Annotated in this window: 17 protein-coding genes and 1 pseudogene; 16 read left to right on the plus strand and 2 right to left on the minus strand. The window is 61.8% G+C overall.

Annotation, left to right across the window (positions count from 1 at the left end; genetic code table 11):
* Both VNZ65_RS13730 and gcvH read right to left on the minus strand, forming a co-directional pair.
* Positions 1-1,309, minus strand: a pseudogene (locus tag VNZ65_RS13730) (glycine dehydrogenase); the annotation flags it as partial.
* A 43-nt stretch (positions 1,310-1,352) separates the two neighbouring features.
* The gene (gcvH, locus tag VNZ65_RS13735; protein WP_325669891.1) at positions 1,353-1,733 is read right to left on the minus strand and encodes a glycine cleavage system protein GcvH; all 381 of its coding nucleotides are present in this window, start codon (positions 1,731-1,733) and stop codon (positions 1,353-1,355) included.
* A gap of 500 nt (positions 1,734-2,233) precedes the next feature.
* Between gcvH and VNZ65_RS13740 the strand changes: the two genes are divergently transcribed.
* The 16 genes from VNZ65_RS13740 to VNZ65_RS13815 all read left to right on the plus strand — a co-directional run.
* Positions 2,234-4,018, plus strand: a complete 1,785-nt coding sequence (locus VNZ65_RS13740; protein ID WP_325669893.1) for an AMP-binding protein — start codon at positions 2,234-2,236, stop codon at positions 4,016-4,018.
* 170 nt (positions 4,019-4,188) lie between these two features.
* Positions 4,189-5,238, plus strand: a complete 1,050-nt coding sequence (locus VNZ65_RS13745; protein WP_325669895.1) for a hypothetical protein — start codon at positions 4,189-4,191, stop codon at positions 5,236-5,238.
* A gap of 43 nt (positions 5,239-5,281) precedes the next feature.
* Complete coding sequence (locus VNZ65_RS13750) at positions 5,282-5,524, plus strand: acyl carrier protein (protein ID WP_325669897.1); 243 nt, start codon at positions 5,282-5,284, stop codon at positions 5,522-5,524.
* Positions 5,525-5,557: 33 nt separating this feature from the next.
* Positions 5,558-6,445 (plus strand): hypothetical protein, encoded by an 888-nt coding sequence (locus VNZ65_RS13755; RefSeq protein ID WP_325669899.1) that lies wholly within the window; start codon positions 5,558-5,560, stop codon positions 6,443-6,445.
* Positions 6,442-6,972: a hypothetical protein gene (locus VNZ65_RS13760; protein ID WP_325669901.1), complete on the plus strand. Its 531-nt coding sequence runs from the start codon at positions 6,442-6,444 to the stop codon at positions 6,970-6,972. The genes VNZ65_RS13755 and VNZ65_RS13760 overlap by 4 nt, the downstream gene beginning before the upstream one ends.
* Positions 6,973-7,035: 63 nt before the next feature.
* A complete protein-coding gene (locus VNZ65_RS13765; protein WP_325669903.1) occupies positions 7,036-8,025 on the plus strand; it encodes a ferritin-like domain-containing protein in 990 nt (329 codons plus the stop codon).
* Between the two features lie 26 nt (positions 8,026-8,051).
* On the plus strand, positions 8,052-9,056 hold the full coding sequence (locus VNZ65_RS13770; RefSeq protein WP_325669905.1) for a 3-oxoacyl-ACP synthase: 1,005 nt from the start codon (positions 8,052-8,054) through the stop codon (positions 9,054-9,056).
* Positions 9,043-10,218 carry a PLP-dependent decarboxylase gene (locus VNZ65_RS13775; RefSeq protein ID WP_325669907.1) on the plus strand — a complete coding sequence of 392 codons (1,176 nt, stop codon included), beginning with the start codon at positions 9,043-9,045 and terminating at the stop codon, positions 10,216-10,218. Before VNZ65_RS13770 ends, VNZ65_RS13775 begins: the two co-directional genes overlap by 14 nt.
* Before the next feature lie 26 nt (positions 10,219-10,244).
* A complete protein-coding gene (locus VNZ65_RS13780) occupies positions 10,245-11,819 on the plus strand; it encodes an acyl-CoA ligase (AMP-forming), exosortase A system-associated (RefSeq protein ID WP_325669909.1) in 1,575 nt (524 codons plus the stop codon).
* A gap of 4 nt (positions 11,820-11,823) precedes the next feature.
* Entirely contained in the window at positions 11,824-12,837 is a 1,014-nt protein-coding gene (locus VNZ65_RS13785) for a 3-oxoacyl-[acyl-carrier-protein] synthase III C-terminal domain-containing protein (RefSeq protein WP_325669911.1), read from the plus strand.
* Between the two features lie 33 nt (positions 12,838-12,870).
* Positions 12,871-14,757, plus strand: a complete 1,887-nt coding sequence (locus VNZ65_RS13790; protein ID WP_325669913.1) for an acyl-CoA dehydrogenase — start codon at positions 12,871-12,873, stop codon at positions 14,755-14,757.
* A 46-nt stretch (positions 14,758-14,803) separates the two neighbouring features.
* Entirely contained in the window at positions 14,804-15,916 is a 1,113-nt protein-coding gene (locus VNZ65_RS13795) for a citrate/2-methylcitrate synthase (protein WP_325669923.1), read from the plus strand.
* A 60-nt stretch (positions 15,917-15,976) separates the two neighbouring features.
* A complete protein-coding gene (locus VNZ65_RS13800) occupies positions 15,977-16,639 on the plus strand; it encodes a class I SAM-dependent methyltransferase (RefSeq protein ID WP_325669915.1) in 663 nt (220 codons plus the stop codon).
* A gap of 39 nt (positions 16,640-16,678) precedes the next feature.
* Complete coding sequence (locus tag VNZ65_RS13805; protein WP_325669917.1) at positions 16,679-17,740, plus strand: TauD/TfdA family dioxygenase; 1,062 nt, start codon at positions 16,679-16,681, stop codon at positions 17,738-17,740.
* Between the two features lie 2 nt (positions 17,741-17,742).
* On the plus strand, positions 17,743-18,780 hold the full coding sequence (locus tag VNZ65_RS13810) for an ATP-binding cassette domain-containing protein (RefSeq protein ID WP_325669919.1): 1,038 nt from the start codon (positions 17,743-17,745) through the stop codon (positions 18,778-18,780).
* Positions 18,773-19,744, plus strand: a 972-nt coding sequence (locus tag VNZ65_RS13815) for an ABC transporter permease (protein ID WP_325669921.1), incomplete at its 3' end; no start/stop codon positions are given. The genes VNZ65_RS13810 and VNZ65_RS13815, both read left to right, overlap by 8 nt.

The following is a 19,744-nucleotide window of genomic DNA, read 5'->3' on the forward strand; positions in this document are numbered from 1 at the left end:
CGACATCGGCGCGCGTGCTGGTTTCGTCCAGCGCGATGCCGATGCTGCCGTCGTCGATCGGCCGCAGATTGATCATCTGGCTGCGGGCTGCCGCATGGATGTCCTGGGTGTGGCCGCCGGTATGCACGGTGACGGTATCGAAGAAGCTGGCGGTCGGCACGGCATGGTGCAACTGGCGCAAGCCTTCCGCCAGGATCGCGGTCAGCCGGTGCACGCGCTGGGCAATCGTCTTCAGGCCTTGCGGACCGTGGTATACCGCGTACATGCTGGCGATATTCGCCAGCAGCACTTGCGCGGTGCAGACATTGCTGGTGGCTTTTTCGCGGCGGATATGCTGCTCGCGGGTCTGCATCGCCAGGCGGTAAGCCGGTTCGCCGCGGCTGTCGATGGAAACGCCGACCAGCCGTCCAGGCATGACGCGCTTGTGCGCGTCGAGGGTAGCGAAATACGCTGCGTGCGGACCACCGTAGCCAAGCGGCACGCCGAAACGCTGGGCGCTGCCAATGACGACGTCGGCGCCGAATTCTCCTGGCGGCGTCAGCAAAGTCAATGCCAGCAGGTCGGCCGCAACCACCACCAGCGCTTGCTTGCCATGCGCCACGCGCACGGTGTCGGCATAGTCGTGGATCTCGCCGCTCAGGGTCGGGTACTGCAGCAGCACGCCGAAGCAGTCCAGCCGCTCCAGGTCTTTATTGTGGTCGCCGACCACCACCTCGACGCCGATCGGCGCGGCGCGGGTGCGCAGCACGTCGATGGTTTGCGGATAGCAGTCTTGCGACACGAAGAAAACGTTGCTCTTGCTCTTGGACAGGCGCTGGCAGAAAGTCATGGCCTCGGCCGCCGCGGTCGCCTCGTCCAGCAGGGACGCGTTGGCGATTTCCATGCCGGTCAGGTCGGTAATCATGGTCTGGAAATTCAACAGCGCTTCCAGCCGGCCCTGCGATATCTCTGGCTGGTACGGCGTGTAGGCGGTGTACCAGGCCGGATTTTCCAGCAGGTTGCGCAAGATGACGGTCGGCGTATGGCAGTTGTAATACCCCATGCCGATATGCGACTTGAACAGCTGGTTCTTTTCGGCGATCTGACGCAATGCCGCCAGTGTTTCCGCTTCGCTGCGCGGCGAGCCAAGAGCCAGTGCTTGTTTTTCCAGGATGGAGCCGGGTACTACCTTATGTATCAGTGCTTCGATAGAATCGAAACCGAGTGCAGTCAGCATGGCCTTTTGCTGGGTGTGATCCGGACCGATGTGACGTTCAATGAAATCGGCGTGTTGCGCCAGATCTTCAAGAGCAGGCCGTGATTGTGTCATGGATGCTTTTCCTTCGTGTGTGAACAGTAAAATTGCGCGGTGCTTAAGCCTGGCCCTTGATCATGGCAGCATAAGCCGCTTCATCCATCAGACTGTCCAACTCGCTTGCATTGCTGACTTTCATCTTGAAGAACCAGCCGGCGCCCAGCGGATCTTCATTGATCGTTTCCGGCGCATCGGCCAGCGCCTCGTTGATCTCGGTAACCGTGCCGGCGACCGGCATCATGATTTCACTGGCGGCCTTGACCGATTCGATCACCGCAGCTTCGTCGCCCTTGGCGAGTGCGGCGCCGACTTCAGGCAATTGCACGAACACCAGGTCGCCCAGATGGCCCTGCGCGAAGTCGGTGATGCCGACCGTTACCACGCCATCGGCTTCAACCCGCAGCCACTCATGCTCAACCGTATATTTAACCTGACTCATGCTATCTCCTGTTTAAATCGCAAAAATTATTAAAATCTACACAAACCGGCAGCCATGCGGCCGCGAAAAATTCGGATAGAAACCATCTCTACAGCCCGCTATTCGACCATAAGTTGGGCCGCCGCAACAGCGTATTTTCCCACGCCTCCGGCTGCTTTCTACAAGCTTATGATTTTAATCAGAATTTTAGCATTCCAGCGGCCTGACCCCGGCACCGGACAGGTAGATCCCGGCAAGAAAACAGGCACATACCCGTTTTCTTGCATATCGAAATTCAATCTTTGACGCGCACTGTACTTTCATTCTACGCGAGCGCTTTTATGAAACTACGTTACAAAAAACTCAGCTAATTCTGTTTACATACAGAAATAACTGCCATATGATCTTTTCAAATTGAGTATACAGACCTGTCTGTTTATAACTGTATATGCAATTTTTTTGCGTTCTGGCGGCAGCAATTCGCGTGCGAAATCAACTGACTTGCAGGAGATCGGAAATTGATGAAACTGGAATCAATGGTCGACGCCATTCTGTCTGCTGTAGAGCATCCACAGCAAGGCGCAGAGCGGCAGATCACCGTCATCGAAGAGAGCGGCGAAGAGAAAAGCATTTCATATGCAGCACTGGCGCAACAAGCGCTGGCGACCTCTTCCGCGCTGGCCGCGCTTGGCGTGCGCAGCAACGACTTGGTGATTCTCGCCCTGCCTGCATCGATTGACCACCTGGTACTTCTGACAGCTTGCGTGCTGACCGGCGCCCTGCCATGCACGGTGCCGCTGCCCGGCCGCCTGATGGCCGATTCGCCGCGCAATCAGATATATATTGCCTGCCAGCTGTTTTCGCCGCGCTTGCTGATCGCTGCCGGCGGCAACACCGAATCGTTGCAGAACCTGCTGGCGGCTGCCGGCACCCGCGTGGCATCCATCGCCACCGTGAATGCCGCCGCAACTGCCGGCTATCCGCCACGGGTGGAACGGCGCGGCGCCGACGGCGGCCACCATGTGCAACTGACTTCCGGCTCCACCGGCAGGCCGAAGGCCGTGATCCTGAGCCATCGCAACGTGATCGACAATGTGCTCGGCATCGGCGGTTCGGTCGGCTATGACGCCGAGCGCGGCGATGCTTCCGCTTCCTGGCTGCCGCTGTATCACGACATGGGACTGGTGACGCTGCTGTCGAACCTGTACTACCAGTCACCGCTGTTGCTGATGCAGCCCAGCAGTTTCATCCGCAATCCGCTCGGCTGGCTCAAGCGCATGTCGCAGTTCGGCACCACCACTACCGCGGCGCCGACGTTCGGCCTGCAGTATTGCATCCGCCGCTACCGCGAAGCAGCGATGAAAGATGTCGATCTCAGCAAGCTGCGCAATATCTTCATCGGCGCGGAACGGGTGGACGAGACCTGCCTGCGCGATTTCGCGCAGAAATTCGCACCGCATGGCCTGTCCCGCTCTGCGCTGCAGCCCTGCTATGGCATGGCCGAATCGACGCTGGCGGTCACCATGCATGATGCAACCGTCGCTTACGACGCCGCGGCGCTTGCCTACGTGATGCCGGACCGTATCGATTCCGGCGCGCTGATCGAATACTCGCTGGCGCGCCCGGTTGACGGCGCCACCCGCCTGGCGGAAACCGTGCTGTCCATGGGCAAGCCGATTCCCGGCATGCAGGTCGCCATCCGCAGCGGCCCCGACAGCAACGCCCGCGAACGCGAAGTCGGCGAAATCTATATCCGCGGCTCCTCCATCATGTCAGGCTACCTGCCGAGCGAGGGCCAGGCCGAGCACTATCACAGCGGCGACTGGTTCGCCACCGGCGATCTCGGCTACACGGTGGATGAACACCTGTATGTGCTGGGCCGCAAGAAGGAAATCATCATCATCCGCGGCAGCAATTACTTTCCGCACGAAGTCGAGGATGTGGTCGCCGGTCATCCGCTGCTGGAGAACGGCGGCAACGCCATCGCCGCCATCGGCGTCTACGACGAGACCCAGGGCACGGAAAACCTGGTGGTGATGATCGAACATGAAAAGACAGAAACACAAGCCGCACTGCGCGCAGAGCTGCAAGCGTCCTTGCGCGACAAGTTCGGCTTTGGCGCCCACGCCATCGAATTCGTCGCTGCCGGCAGTCTGCCGCGCACCACCAGCGGCAAGCTGCAGCGTCTGAAATGCCGCGACATCTATATAGAGAAAACCTTGCAGGACGACAGCAAAGATGGCGGCCAAGACGCAGACCAAATTTGCGCCGACAGTGAAACCAAATCGACGACAGTGGAAATCTGACCCCCGCATCTTCCCTGTATCTCATTAACCTGGAATTGGATCATCGCGACATGCAAACCTTGGCTCAGGAAGTTGAAGTTAGTCCGGCACTTAAGCAGGCAAATAAGCAGGCAAATCCGCAAGCAAATTCACTGACAAATCCGCCAACACATTCATTTTCACTGAATTCATTGCTGCTGGTCACCGCGCAACCCGTCCTCCACCGCTTGTCCACCTACGGCGAACTGCCGCGGCAGCTGATCCAGATCATCTCGCGCGCTTCCGTGCGCCTGCTCGATTCCGACATGCTGATTGCGCAGACACCGCATAACTACGAGCGCAGCGAAGAAGTCGGCCGCCCGTCGGTAGCCCTGGCGCATCAGGAACATGCAATGAGCGAAAGCATCCTGGAGCTGATTCACCGGGAGGGCCTGGCGCCGCACTACAAGCCCTTCATGCGGACTTTTGCGCGCATCCTGTTTTCGCTGTTCCTGACACCCGACCAGTACGACCGCGCCTGCGCCTGCATCGACAGCGGCAACAATCTGCGCTTCCTGATGAGCGATGGCGGCGGTCCGACATTGGGCAGCTGGCGCACGGTGGCGCAGCCGGACGGCGACGGCTTCAAGCTGCATATCGACAAGGTGTGGGGCATGTACGCCAATCTGGATGGCATGGCGATCGTGGCAGCCCGTACGCCCGGCGCCTTCTTTCCATCCGCCTACCTGGTCTGGCCTGAGCAATACGAAAGCCTCAAGCGCACCGCCTGCGGCGACTCCTTCCTCGATGGCGTGGTACAGCTGGGCAACGTCAAAGGCGACGTCCAGGTGGCCCAGGATGACCGCCTGAAGGTCGGCGGCCCGGCGGTGCTCAACAAATACCTGACCACGGTGCGGCCGTTCCTGGTGCGCGCGCTGATGGCGCACGTTGAATGGCTGGCTGCGCAAGGACGTGTCGAACTGACCGTGGATGAACGCGCGGCGCGCGACTTCATCGCTGCCGCCGCCCGCGCCAAGACCCAGTCCGGCCGCTACGAGAGCGAAGACGTGCAGCGCGTGCTGGCGCTGAAGTTCGCCTCCAACGAGTTGCTGCTGCATCTGGTCAGCCGCGGCGCCGTCAAGCAATTTTCCGATCAGCGCGATCTTTTGGCATTCACGAAAATGGAGGGGAGCTCATACCGTTGTTACCACGAATTGCGCGCAAGCATGCGCGTCAGCAAGGCAGTAGCTGCATCAATCTGAACTACCCACCAGTCTGAAATCCCCCATCCTTAGGAGAAACACAATGACAACAGCCATCAACACCCTGGAACTGCTGCGCAAGGAAGCCGCCAAGATCCTCAATATCGAATCGGTCGAGAGCAATGTCGGCCTGGGCGAACTCGGCATCGATTCGCTCAATGTCGTGGAACTGATCGTGTTTTGCGAGCAGCTGTACGGCTCGATCGATCCGGAGCAGTTGAACATCACGCAATACACCACGCTGGAACAGCTGGATGCGCAGTTGCACGAACAGCAAACAGCCTGATCGATCCCCTTCTCGCAGACACCAGGACGCCGCATGTTCACTCCGCACGCCGCCGAGGCTTTCGAATTGCGCCCGCAAGCTGCCGCCGCGCCCTCTTTCCGGGCGCATACGGTGGCTTACCGGCACACTGAAACGCCCTTCGTGGCGGCCGATGTGTCGCTGGCGGACGCAAGTGCCGCGCTGGCGCAGCGGGTCGGCGAGGAAGCTCGCCTGTATGCAACGAACAGCGGCCCGATTGACGACTATGTCGTGACCTCCACGGTCTTGTCGCAATTCCTGGCCGACAGCTCACCGTATGCCGAGCAGTTCCGTGCAGGTATAGGCGCCACCTACGGCCGGATTCCCGACTGGATCACCAATGCCTACGAATGCACCGGCTGGGGCTTCATCCTGCGCTACGTGCTGCAAAAGGCGCGCCTGACCGGGCCGCGCCGCCTGCTGCTGCAGATTGTCGATACCGACATCCACAATTTCGGTTATTGGATCGGCACCAGCCGCTGGGGCAAATCCGGCTTCGGCATCTGCACCTTGCTGATCGAGGTAACGCCTGGCGAAGACGACATGCTGACTCTCGGCAACGCCAGCCAGGCCCATGCGCTGGTACAGATGGGACGCAGCTTGCGCAGCTTCACCGAGAGCCGGCCCGGCGTCAGCATCGCCTTGCCGTTCTTCCCGGAGATGTCGCGCCGCGCCCTGTTCAAGTGTTTCGACACGTCGCTGGCGCATGGCGATCACTATCAGCGCTTCGGCCACTCCTTCGGCAGTGACCCCTGGCTGTCGGTGCTGACCGAACTAGACTCCGGCACGCTGAAGCCGGGCCAGGATTGCATCGTTTCGTCGCTGGCGCTGAATGGTTATTTTTCGATAGCCCAGGTAACGCTGGCGCCGCAGCTGCGCCATGCGCTGGAGGGCAAGGCATGACAAGCGCGCAAACCTGCTCCCTGCTCTTGCTCAGCAATCCTGACAAAAGCCGTGCGATCCCCTGCGAGGTCTGCAATCTGCCGCTGCTGGAGCCGCAGGATTATGTGCGCAGGGCGGTTTATGAACATGCCAACACGGCGCCGGTGCTGGTCAACAACCAGCAGTATTACGCCTTGCTGGCTGCGCTGGCGCAGCAACTGTGGCTGGACAGCGGCGCGCAGACCCGTTTGTTCATTCAAGTGCGCATGCCATCCATCGACCTGGCGCTGCCCGCCAGCCTGCTGGATGCGCGCGTCACCATGGGCACGCATTTATGGAATGAAGCCTTGTTCTGGGCCGGCCAGGTGCAGACCCCGGTGCTCTGGATCAGCGCCGATCGCATACGCCGCGACCTCTGGGACGACGGCGACAACCTGATCTCCTTCGCCAGCTGGAACACAGGATCCGAACCAGCCATCGCCGAACGGGTATTGCCGGCGCTGGCCCGTTTCACGCCGCAGATCGTGGCCAGCGAGCTGCTGCCCTAGAAGCCGGCACGCAAGAAGATCCACACGTAACCATTCGGAAATCAACGAAATACAGGGATAACCATGCAAGCAGCGCTCGAACAGATACTGGATGACAGCCAACCGATCAAATGGAATTTTTCGGTCGACGCTTACATGGCGGAGACCTACGATTTCAGCGACCACGACCTCAACGCCCTGTACCAAAAAACCAAGGCCAACCAGTGGGATGTAAATACCGACATCGACTGGAGCTACGAACTGAACGCCGACAATCCGCTCGGCATGCCGGACGGCACCCTGCTGATCTACGGCAGCGACATCTGGAACAAGCTGGACGACAAGGGCCGCGCCGAAATCCGTCATCATTCGCAAGGCTGGACTCTGTCGCAGGTCCTGCACGGCGAGCAGGCAGCGATGATCTGCGCCGCCAAGCTGGCCACCGCGGAAGAGAGCCTGTCGGCGCGCCTGTGCGCGGCCGGTCAGATGATCGACGAAGCGCGCCATATCGAAGCCTTCGGCCGCCTGGTCAACGACAAGCTGCCGATCAGCTATCCCATGAGCAGAGCGCTCAAGGGCCTGCTGGAAGACACTATCACCAGCAGCAAGCTAGACATGACCAACCTCGGCATGCAGGTGCTGGTCGAAGGCATTGCGCTATCGCTGTTCCAAAGCATCGTCGCCTATTCCAAGGACCCGTTCATCAAGGACCTGGTCAGCCGCATCCAGCGCGACGAAGCGCGCCATTTCGCCATGGGCCGCATCACTTTGTGCCGAGTCTACAAGGAAATGAGCGGCACCGAACGCAAGGAACGCGAGGAATTCGTCGCCGAAGGTGCTCACACCCTGTACGAACATCTGTGCGCCGACGATATCTGGGAGCCGATGGGCTTGTCCAAGAAGGAATGCAGCCACCTGGTGCGCAACTCGGAAGTCGCCAATTCCATGCGCCGCTCGATTTTCCGGCGGCTGGTGCCGACCATCCGCGAGATGGGCCTGCTGAGCCCGCGCGTGCGCGACACCTTCGAAAAACTGGGCGTGCTCGACTACGCCGCCATGCCGATGCCGGCTTAACCGACTGACTGAATCGACGCAGAATCATGACCAGCACAATTGCCGACGCCAGCGTGCGTCCATCCCGCCCCGCTCCGTTCCGGCTGGGCATCGAAGCCGCCGCCTATGAATTTCCCGGCGAGCGCCAGGATATCGTCGACTGGGGTCCGCAGCACACTTTGCCGGCGCAGCGCATAGCAGCGATCTGCAAGTCGGGCTGCCGCTATTTCCATGCCGCGCATGAGATCGATGAAGTCGAGCTGGCCAAGCGCGCCGTCGCCCGCCTGCAAGCGGAAACCGGATTCAAGGCAGCCGATATCGGCGCCCTGTTCCACGTCCACACCCAGCAGTTCAGCACGCCGGCGGCGCCGCGCAGCCTGCCGCTGGAAGTCGCCAGCGCCTTCGGCATCAAGCCGCTCTGGGTCGGCTCCCTGGCCCAGCTGAACTGCTCTTCCATCGGCGGCGCGATCCGCATGGCGGAAGCCTTGATGAACCTGCATGCCGAGATGCAGTCGGTGCTGATCGTTTCCTCCGACCGCGTCTACGGCGAACGCTTCCGCCTGCGCCAGCTGTCGGGCATCCAGAGCGATGGCGCGGCTTGCCTGCTGGTCACCCGCAATACGCGCCGCAACCGCATCGGCGCCCTGATCCTGCGCAACTACGGCCGCTGGTACCAAGGTTCCGACACCAATGCCGGCGTGGAACGCGAGATGATCAACCTGGAATGGCACTACACCCGCAAGGTGATGCAGGAGGCAGTAAGCGGGTGCGGCATCGCACTGAGCGATTTCTCATGCATCCTGCCGCACAATTCGGACCACAAAGGCTGGAACTCGATCTGCAACGCCATGGCGATCCCGCATAGCTCGCTGTATCCGGACAACATCTTGCAGAAGGGCCATGCCTGCTGCTCCGACCTGGCGGTCAACCTGGTCGATATCGGGCTCGACAAGGTCGACGCCGGCGGCCACCTGATGAGCATCACCCAATCCAACAGCGGCGCATTCTCGGCGCTGACTCTACATCCCGCGGACCAACATGCAACTAACTGAAGCTTCCTTCTTGGACAACACTGACGCTCAGTCAACCGATCAGTGGTTGCTTGATCTAAAAACACCGTGCTATGTGTTCGACCCCAGCGTCGTACTGGCGCGCCATGAAGATTTGCGCCAGCGGCTGGGCACGCCGCTGATCGTCTCGCTCAAGGCCAATCCCAACCTGGACCTGCTGATCCGCTGCGGCCATGCTTTCGTCGACGGCGTCGAACTGGCCAGCCAGGGCGAGCTGGACCTGGCGGTGGGCCGGATCACCGCGCCGAAATACGTCAACAATCCTTCGATGGATGAAAATTTCATGCGCGCCGCCCTCGCCTCGCGTTGCATTTTCATCATCGACGGCCTTGAACAGGCGCAGCGGCTGGTCCGCGTGATCGGCAAACAGGCCGCACCGCAAGCCGTGCTGCGCCTGAACGCCGGCGAACTTGCCGCCGGCCGCAAGGACCTGGCCGACCATTTCGGCATGAGCCGGCAGGACGCTCTGCAAAGCGCGTCCGAGCTGACCCGCGCCGATGTCCAGATCATCGGCTTGCATACTTTCGCCGGCTCCTACAATTTCCGCATCGACAACAGCGGCGCGGACTCCGCCGACCTGGCTTTTGCGCTGGCGGCTTTTGCGCCGGAAGTGGCGCGCGTGACTGGCACGCCAGTGACCTTCCTCAACTTCGGCGGCGGCTTCGCGGAGAATTTCGACAAGCAGGCGGCGACTTTTGAAGCCTATCGCCAGCGCATCGCGCCGCTGCACGAAAAGTTCAAGATCATTCACGAATCCGGGCGCGGCATCTTTGCCGGCGCCGGCAGCTTCGTCACCCGGGTACGTTCGGTGAAAACCCTGGGCGAGCGCTGCATCGCCGTGTGCGACGGCGGCCTCAGCCACAACTTCCTGCTGGCGAAGACCGAGTCCGTCCTGAAAAAATATGCGGAACCGCGCCTGCTCAGGCGTCAACCTGAAAGCGCTGCCGCTGGCAGCTTGCCGATCCAGTACGTCGGCAGCACCTGCAGCCGCGCCGATGTCATCGGCTGGAACCACGCGCCCTCGGCGCCGCCGGCCGCCGGCGACCTGGTGATTTTCGAGAACTGCGGCGCCTATAACCAGACTTATAGCGTCAGCGGTTTCCTCTCGCAGCAGCAGGCGCGCGCCTACATCCGTCAATCCTGAGTCCATCCTAATCCAGCAAAGCCGCCATGACTGCACACATCAGCCTGTATGACCTGCTGCAAGACAGCGCCAGCCAGCACGGCGAACGCCGCGCCTACGTCCAGGGCAGCTGGAGCGCAAGCTATACGGAGTTGCTACAAGATGTCAAACTGACAGCCGCCAAACTGGCGGAATCCGGAATCCATGCAGGCGACCGCGTCGCCGTCTACGCCGGCAAGCAGTACGAAACCGTGGTGCTGCTGCTTGCAATCAACGCGCGCGGCGCGATCCTGGTGCCGGTCAATCCGCAGCTCAAGGAACAGCAGGTGCGCCATATCCTGCAAGACAGCGGCAGCAAGCTGCTGGCCAGCACCGCTTCCCGCTTCAAGCGCATCGCCGCCGCCTTCGACGACCTCGAACTCGACATCTGGCCGCTGGACAAGCTGCTGGCCGATATCATGACGCTGTCTGCCGGCCCTTCTCTGGGGCGGGTGTTCAGCGCCGTGATCGACAGCGACCCGGCCGCCATCCTGTATACCTCCGGCTCGACCGGCCGCCCCAAGGGCGTGGTGCTGTCGCAGCGCAACCTGGTGTCGGGCGCCTACAGCATCGCCGACTATCTGCAGCTGCAAGCGGACGACGTCATCCTTGGCGTCCTGCCGCTCAGCTTCGATGCCGGCCTGAGCCAGCTGACCACGGCGCTGGCCAGCGGCGCCTGCTATGCACCGCTGGATTTCCTGCAGCCGGCCGAAGTGCCGGCCTTCTGCGAAACCCACGGCGTCACCACCATTACCGGCGTGCCGCCGCTCTGGATGCAGCTGGTCTCCGCCAACTGGCCAGCCGCAACCGGCGCCCGCATCCGCCGCTTCGCCAATACCGGCGGCCACATGCCGACGCCTTTGCTGGAAAAGATCAAAACGGTCTTTCCGAATGCCCTGCCTTATCTGATGTACGGCCTGACCGAAGCCTTCCGCTCCACCTATCTGTCGCCGCAAGACGCCGCCAGCCGCCCCAACTCTATCGGCAAAGCCGTTCCCAACGCCGATATCCGGGTAATGCGCAAGGACGGCGGCGAATGCGCCGCCGGCGAAGCCGGTGAACTGGTGCATCGGGGCGCCTTCGTCACGCTCGGCTACTGGAACGACCCGGAACTGACGGCGCAACGCTTCCGCCCCTGGCCGCGGCCGCACGGCCAGATCCCGCGCGACGACATCGCCGTCTGGTCAGGCGACATCGTGTACCGCGATGAAGAGAATTTCCTGTATTTCGTCGCCCGCGGCGACGACATGATCAAGACCTCCGGCTATCGCGTCAGTCCCACCGAGGTAGAGGAAATCCTGTTCGCCTCGGCTGACATCAGCGAAGTGGCTGCTTTCGGCGTTCCCCACCCGCAGCAAGGCGAAGCTGTGATGATCAGCGTCTTTGCGCACACGCAGATGAGCCCGAGCGCAGAAGCGCTGATCAAGCTGTGCCGGGAAAAACTGCCGACCTATATGGTGCCGCTGCATGTCTCTTTCCATGAGGCGCCGCTGCCGCGCAACCCGAACGGCAAGATCGACCGCAAGCAGCTCAAGCAGCAGTTTTCCGAGTTCTTTTCCACTCCTCTTACCGTGTCTGAGTAACTTTATGCTTCGAATCCGCGCTATCGCTTCCTATGTACCCGACACCACCGAGTTCCATGCCGTCCAGGCCCAGGAACGCAATATCGGTTACGGCCATCTGCTATACAAGGCAGCCGCCTTTGCGCTGCCGCGCGGCAAAGGCAAGATCGACGAGGAAGAACAACAGCGTCTGCTGCCGCCCGCAGCAATCGCTCTGCCGGTGGCGCCGCCGCTGCAAAGCCATGCCGACCTGGCGCTGGAAGCGGTAGCGATGCTACGCCAGCAACTGACGCCGCAAGCGCTGGCCGAGATAACTCACATCGTGGTCACCAATGCAGCGCTCAACCAGCGCATCAACGAATCGGTCGCCGGCCGCATCCAGCATGCGCTCGGGCTGCCTGACGCCCTGCCGTTCGCCATCGGCCAGTCCGGCAGCGCGGGGGCTTTCAATGCCCTGAGCATCATCGAAGCCTTGATCAGCACTGGCGCCAAGGTGCTGCTGGTGGCCTCCGACAAATGGCTGTACCCATTCTTTCGCTCGTGGGGTGAACTGGTGGTGTACGGCGACGGCGCGGCGGCGATATTGCTAGACGGCGCGCCGGAACAGTTCGGCCAGGCCGCCAGCGACGACAGCTGGGGCAGCATCCGCGCTTCCGCCATGCACTATGGCGAGGCAATCGACAATCCATGGGGCTTGACTCCTTTGGCGCTGGCTGAAACGCTGCATCCGCTCGCAGTGAGCGCCGCGCAAAGCGCACTGGAGCGCTCCGGCCTAGGCGCGGCCGACATCGACTGGGTACTGCCGGCCGGCTTCAACGACAACTTCACGCTCGGCGTCAGCAAGGCGCTGGGGATTCCAGCCGAACGGCATTTCGAACGCGGCGCCCACGGCCATCAATCTAGCGCCGATCCGCTGCTTTCCCTGCTGCGCCTGCGCGCCGCACTGCCGCCCGGAAAAAAGGCTACCGCCCTGCTGTGGGACGCCGCCTTGTGCGGCATGGCCGGCGCCATGGTGGCCGAGATCACGGCGCCACAGTAGACCAGGCCAGCCTTTCAACATACAGGAAAACCTATGTCAGCTTACAAAGTCAGCCTGCGCGAACTGCGCTTCTTCTTGTGGGAGTTGCATAAGACCGAGCAGCTGTTTCTCGGCCAGCCGCCCTTCAACGACAAGGACCGCGCCTATTACGATGGCTTGCTGGAACGCGCCCGCGAATTCGCCTACGAACTGGGCAAAGCCTATCAGGCTTCGGATCGCCAGGAATGCCGCTTGCTGGAAAACGGCGAAGTGGAGATTCCCAAGGAATTCCATGGTCTCTGGCGCCGCTACAAGGAGGAATGGATCAAGGTGCTGGGCAACGACAGCGAATCGCAGCAGCCGGTAATGCCGCCGCTGATCCGCCAGGCGATCCAGGAAATGTTCATGGGCTCCAATCCGGCTTTCATGACCTACGGCGGCTTTACCTTCCCCGCCATCAAGCTGTTCAAGCTGCACGGCACGGCGGCGCAAAAAGCGCTTTATCTGCGCAAGCTGCAGCGCTACGACTGGGATGCCTGCTTCTGCGCCACTGAACTGCAAGCCGGCAGCGACCTGACGGCGGTCAGCACCAGCGCCACGGCGCTGGAAAATGGCGAGTATTCGGTCAGCGGTGAAAAGGTCTACATTTCGGCCGGCATGCATACGCTCACTGAAAACACGGTCTATTTTGTGCTGGGCCGGCTCAATAACGCCGCTTCTGCGGCCACTTCCTATTCGCTGTCCTGCCTGCTGGTGCCGCGCTACTGGCCTAATCCCGAAACCGGCGAGCTGGAAGATAACCATGTCGAATGCATTGCACTGCCGCGCAAGATGGGCCTGAAAGGCTGCGCCAATACCCAGCTGGCCTTTGGCCGCAGCGGCACCACCCGTGCGGTGCTGCTGGGCGACCGCAAGAACGCCGGCCTGCTGCAGCTGGTGCCGCTGATGAACCAGGCGCGCATGAGCACCGCCATCATCGGCCTTGGCCTGGCCTCCAGCGCCTACCTGCACTCGGTGGAATTTGCCGGCAAGCGCCACCAGGGACGCCCCATCGAACGCACCTCGGACGCCACCGCGCCACGCGTGGCCATCATCGAACATGGCGATGTCCAGCGCATGCTGCTGGAAATGAAGGCCCGGGTGGAAGGCTGCCGCGGCTTGCTGGGCAAGCTCACAGGTGCGTCGACCCAGGCCTTCACACTGGAGGCGCAGTCGCCGCTGGACGAGGTCCAGATCGAAAAATACCGCAAGCTGGTGCAGCTGTTCACGCCGGTATGCAAAGCCTTCGTGTCCGATCAAGCCTGGAAGATCTGCGAACTGGCGATCCAGGTGCATGGCGGTATCGGCTATACCGACGCCTATCCGGTCGAGCAGAATGCCCGCGATGTGAAGATCCTGTCGATCTGGGAAGGCACCAACTATATCCAGGCGCAGGACCTGGTGCGCGACAAGCTGGGATTCGGCCGCAATTCGCGTTTGATCAGGTACTTGCGCGAAGAGCTGGATGCCTTCCTGTCCGGTGAAATGGACGTCGATGCCGAGCTGCAGGATAAATTTCCGCTGCTGGAAAACGCCATGAATGCGGTTGAGCAGTCGCTCGCGCATATCGGCGAACACGTGCGCGCCGGCCGCATGCACCAGACCAGTCAGTTTTATACGCGCTTCCTGGAGATGATCGGATTGACCGCCAGCGGCTGGGTGTTGCTGGAATCGGCCTGCCTTGCGCAACGCAAGCTGCGCCAGGTGCAGAGCGCACAAGAGGCCGCCTTCTATCGCGGCAAGGTCAAGACCGCGCAGTATTTTTTTGTCAATATCTTGCCGACGGCAATCCAGCACGCGCAAACCATAGCGCAGTTGCTGTCCGCAACTTGCAGCATTTCCATCGATGAACTCGCACAGGCAGACTTGCATGAATCAGACAACAATCTCGCCGCAGCCTGAAGCGGAGCTCAAGGCCGCGCCGCAAAGCCTGTTCGGCGGAGCACGCATGCTGTATCGCGGTACCGATATCGATGGCGCCACCATCGAACCGGAAGAAGGGCTATGGGTCAGGGGCAGCAATCTCAACGACCTGATCGGCAACATCGATTTCGCCAGCGCGCTCTGGCTGGTGTGGTTCGGCCAGATGCCGTCCGCCACGGAAAACAAGGCAATTGAAGCGGTGTTGGCACGTGTCGCCCAGCAGTTGCTGCTTGCGCCGGCACGCCGCCGCGGCGTCGAAGCCGTGGCGCAGAGCGGCGCCGGCATGGTGCAGGCGGCGTCCTGCGGTTTTCTGGGCGATCTGACGGTGCTGGAAAACGTCGCCGCGATCGAGGCCGCCGCACACGGCTTGCCGACCGGGCAGGATTTCATCCAGGGCCTGGTCAGCGTGGCCTGCGCTCCGCATTTTCTGGAAGCCGCGCTTGGTCTGGGCATCCGCGCCGATGATGGCGCTACGCATGCGCAGCGCGTGCTGACCGCCATGGGCGGCGTCGATCCGAGCGCCTTGTCGCTACGCGTCGTCGATGCCTTGCTGGTGGCCTGGCACGCCGGCTTTGGCTATATCACGCCGACCGTGCTGGTGCCGCGTACCGCCATCGGCACCGGCGTCAGCATTCCGCAAGCAGTGGCGGCCGGTTTCATGGCGAGCGGCCCCAAGCACGTCGGCGCGGCCGAAGAAGCATTAGCGTGGCTGAGGACCTTCAGTCCACAAGACAGCCATGCCGATATCCGGCACGCAGTCGACCAGGCGCTGGACCAGCCCGGCAGCCTGCTGTTCGGCTTCGGCCATCCCTTGTTCGTGCAGGATCCGCGGCCGCCGCACATTCGCTCGCTGTTTGCCATCTGGGGCTTCGGCGGCCGCTACCTGGAGATTTTCGATATCGCCTGCGAGCACGCGTTGCAGCGCAAGGGTCTGCGCCCGAACATCGATTTCATCACGGCCGCGACCTTGCTCGATCTTGGCGTCGGCGAACCACGCTGGGGCGTTGGCCTTGGCTTGTGCGCCCGTGTCGCCGCCATGGTGGCGCATGCGATAGAACGGCGCGACCGCCCGGCTTTCGGTGTCAGCAGCAAGGCTGCCCGCAAATTACTGGCCGCGGTGCCGGTCGGCTGGCTGTAGTTTTACTTACCCGAGGCTGTTTCTTTAACCGCTATCCTTTAACGCTTGCTGGAGAATAAAGTGCTACTGAAAAATCTACGCCCTGCCGACGAATACGATCGCTTTGCTTCGCAAGCCCTGGAGCCCTGGGATGTGCTGTTCGTGACCCGCATCCGCCAGATCGCACGCGATATGCAGCCCGGCGTGCTGGTCGACATCGGTACCGCCACGGTGGTGGTGCCGGTACGCCTCGCCGCCGATCCGGTCTTCAAGGACTGGCGCTTCATCGGTCTCGACCTCGATGCCGACATGCTGGAAGGCGGCCGCCCGCGCATCGAGGCGCTCGGCCTGAACCACGTCATCGAACTGAAAGTCGGCGATGCGCTCGATCTGCCTTTCGCGGACAACAGCCTGGCGATGGCGGTCGGCCGCGCCACCTTGCATCATTTGACGGACAAGGTCAAAAGCCTGACCGAGATGTACCGCGTGCTGCAACCGGGCGGCATCGGCCTGGTGCACGACATGCGGCGCGACGTCGCCCCGGCCCTGCTGGAAAAATTCACCCAGATGCGTGCTGCGGTGGGCTATCCGCCGACCCATGTGGAAGAAAAAGTGACGCTGGAAGAAGCCCGGCAGCTGGTGCGCGACGCCGGCCTGGAACACTGCACCGCGGTCACCAGCCCCGGCTTCGGCCTGGGCGCGCTCGGCTTCGAAATCCTGATCAAGAAGCCTTTGCTGGCCTGATCGTTTCCCCATTCAACGCCACCCGAAGGAGTAGCCGCTATGGATCAACGTGTAGACCTGGCAAGACACTTCCAGGAAATGCTGGGCAATTCTTTGGTCCAATGCGGCTTCCTGTCGCCGCGGCGCATGCCGCTGGTGATCACGCCGGTCGACAGTACGCTGGCCGAAGACAGCGAACTGTTCGCACTCTGGTATCGCAATCACCAGAATATCTTCGACAGCATGCTGCTGGAATACGGCTGCCTGCTATTCCGCGGCTTCGCCCTGCGCAGCACTGCCGATTTCCAGACAATCGCGCATTGCTATCCGGAGCACGCATTCGGTTACATCGGCGGCGCGACGCCACGCAAGAATATCGACGGAAAAGTGTACGAATCGACGCGGATTCCCGCCACGCTGAAGATCGGCCTGCACCAGGAAAAGGCCTATATGGCGCATTACCCGCAGAAGCTGGCGTTCTTTTGCCGGTTGCCGTCCGAACAAGGCGGCGAAACCGTGATTTGCGACATGCGCGCCGTCACGCGACGCCTGCAGCCGGAACTGGTCGAACGCTTCCGTGCCGCGCGTATCATGTACCTGCGCAATTTCCGCGCACCCACTACACCTGAAAACGAACCGAAAAACACCAATATGCGTGAATACCATCGTCCCTGGGACGAAGTGTTCCTGACCAGCGATCCGCGCCACGTCGAGCAATTGTGCCGTGACACCCAGCTCGATTACGAATGGCTGGCCGATGGCAGCATTACCGTATCACACGTCGGCGGCGCCACCTTGACCCATCCTGTCAGCGGCGAGGAAGTCTGGTTCAACCAGCTGTCGACCCAGCACAACAATGCCCGCTCGCTCGGCGCCAGCGGCTACGAATATATCCGCCTGGCCTACCGCGACAAGCCGGCCCGTCCGTACGACGTGCGGCTGGGCGACGGCACGCCGATCGCGCTGGAGGAGATTGCGCCGATCTACGACGCGCTGGAAGCCGAAGAAGTGGCCTTCCCCTGGCATGGCGGCGACATGCTGTTGATCGACAACATCGCCGTGGCGCATGGCCGCAATCCGTTCAAGGGCAAACGCGATATCCAAGTAGCGCTGTTCGACTGACCATGAGCGATCAAGCCGTATTACTGGATAAAGCAGCAGTTGCAGGCGACACCGCCGGCTTTATCCCGCGCCCGACGCCGGCAGCGCCTGCCGGGCCCGTCGCCCCGGTTACCCGCGCTGGCGGCGCCGGCCCATATGCGGCGGCGGCCAGGCTGATCCGGGTCGAAGCCGGCAGTTTCCGCTTCGAGGCGCATGACCTGCATTTCCAACATGGCCGGCACACGGCCATCATCGGTCCCAACGGCGCCGGCAAAACCACGCTGATCGAGGCCATGCTCGGCTTCCGCACGGCGAAGCTGGAAGGCGCTGAGATCCTCGGCATAGCGGCGGCACGCTTTTTGCAAAGCACCAGCTTGCGCAAGCGGCTCGGGGTGCAGCTGCAGCGCGTCGAATATGAAGATTCATCCAACGTCAGGGAAATTCTCGATCTGCATCGCGCCTTGTACGGCAAGCAGGACCAAGCCGTGGCCCAGGCGCTGGATATCGAAGCCTTGCGCAAGCTGCCTTACAAGGCCTTGTCGCGCGGCCAGAAGCAAAGACTGGATTTGTTTGTGGCGCTCGCCCACCGCCCGCAGCTCGCGGTGCTGGACGAGCCCTTTACCGGCCTTGACCGCTCCTACATCGAACGTGTCGCACGCCTGCTGCGGCAAGATCTGACTGATCTGACCATCATCCTGATCTGCCATTCGATAGAAGAACTGGACAGCGCCAGCGATGTAGTGTGGGTGCGCAACGGCGGCATCGCTTATCGCGGCGACAAGCAGCTGCTGAAAAATCAGCTGGTCGGTGAGTTCCATGCCTATCTGCATCTGGAAGATGCCCGGCAAGCCGCCCTGATCCGCGACCGGCTTGCACAGGACAGCGCCACGCTGCGCCTGCTGTCGCCCTCCGCCAATGAAATCAGCGTCTACGGCGGCAAGCAGCTGGACCAGGCTGTGCGCGGTCTGCTCGGCAATGCCGCGCTCAGGCATTTCGAGTTCGGTCCGACCGACTACCGCGACATGCTGCATCAGTGCGCCAAAGGGGAACACGATGTTTAAGGTGCTGGCGATATTGACGCGCAACGAGCTGCTCGGCTTCTTCCGCAGCAAATCGGCGCTGTTCTGGGCGCTGGCCTTCCCTATCCTGCTGCTGACGGTGATGCTGATGGCCTTCGGCCGTCCCGGTTCGCTGGGCAGCGTCAAGGTCGAATTCGTCGCTCCGGCCGGCCTGGCGCAGGACGGTGGCGTCGGCGCTTGCCAGACCGCGATACGGCAAGCCTTCGCCGGCGGCGATCCGGTCAAGGCGGAATTTTCAAACGTCACCGGCAGCACTGCCGCCGGCGCCAATGCGGTGCGCGTCCGTTTCCCCTCCAGCCTGGTCGCCGGGCAGCAGCCGCTGCAGGTGCAATACGATTTCAAAGGCCAGCTGGCGGTGCGCGCCGCCGCGCGCGTGATCGAAATCGCCGCGGTGCGCTGCGTCGCCGCTCAACGCGGCGTGGAGGCAGCCAGTCTGGTGCATTTTGCGGATGTCGCTTCGGGCGCCAAGCCCTTCGACTACGGCCAGTTTTTCGTCACCGGCATCCTGGTGATGGTGCTGATGTCGCTGGGCGTGATGTCCACCGCCTTGTCGATCGCCGGCCTGCGCGAACACAATGCCTTGAAAATCTACGCCTGCTTTCCGGTGCCCAAGCTGGTGTTCCTGGCCTCGATCATCTTGTCGCGGGTGGTCATGATGCTGGTGTCGGCGACCACCTTGCTGCTGGTGGCGCGCTATGGCTACGGTATCGATATTTCGCTGTGGAGCCTGCAGACCCTGCACGCGCTGCCGGTGATCCTGCTGGGCGGCGCCATGCTGCTGTGCGTCGGCATATTGCTGGCCAGCCGCACGGCCTCGGTGCAGGAAACCGAACTGCTGTGTCACCTGGTGTATTACCCGGCGCTGTTCTTCGGCAACCTGACCATCCCGCTCAACGACGCTCCACACTGGCTGAAGAATGTGCTTTCCGTGATACCGATCAACCAG

It is taken from the genome of Collimonas sp. (assembly GCF_035566555.1).
GTDB lineage: Bacteria > Pseudomonadota > Gammaproteobacteria > Burkholderiales > Burkholderiaceae_D > Collimonas.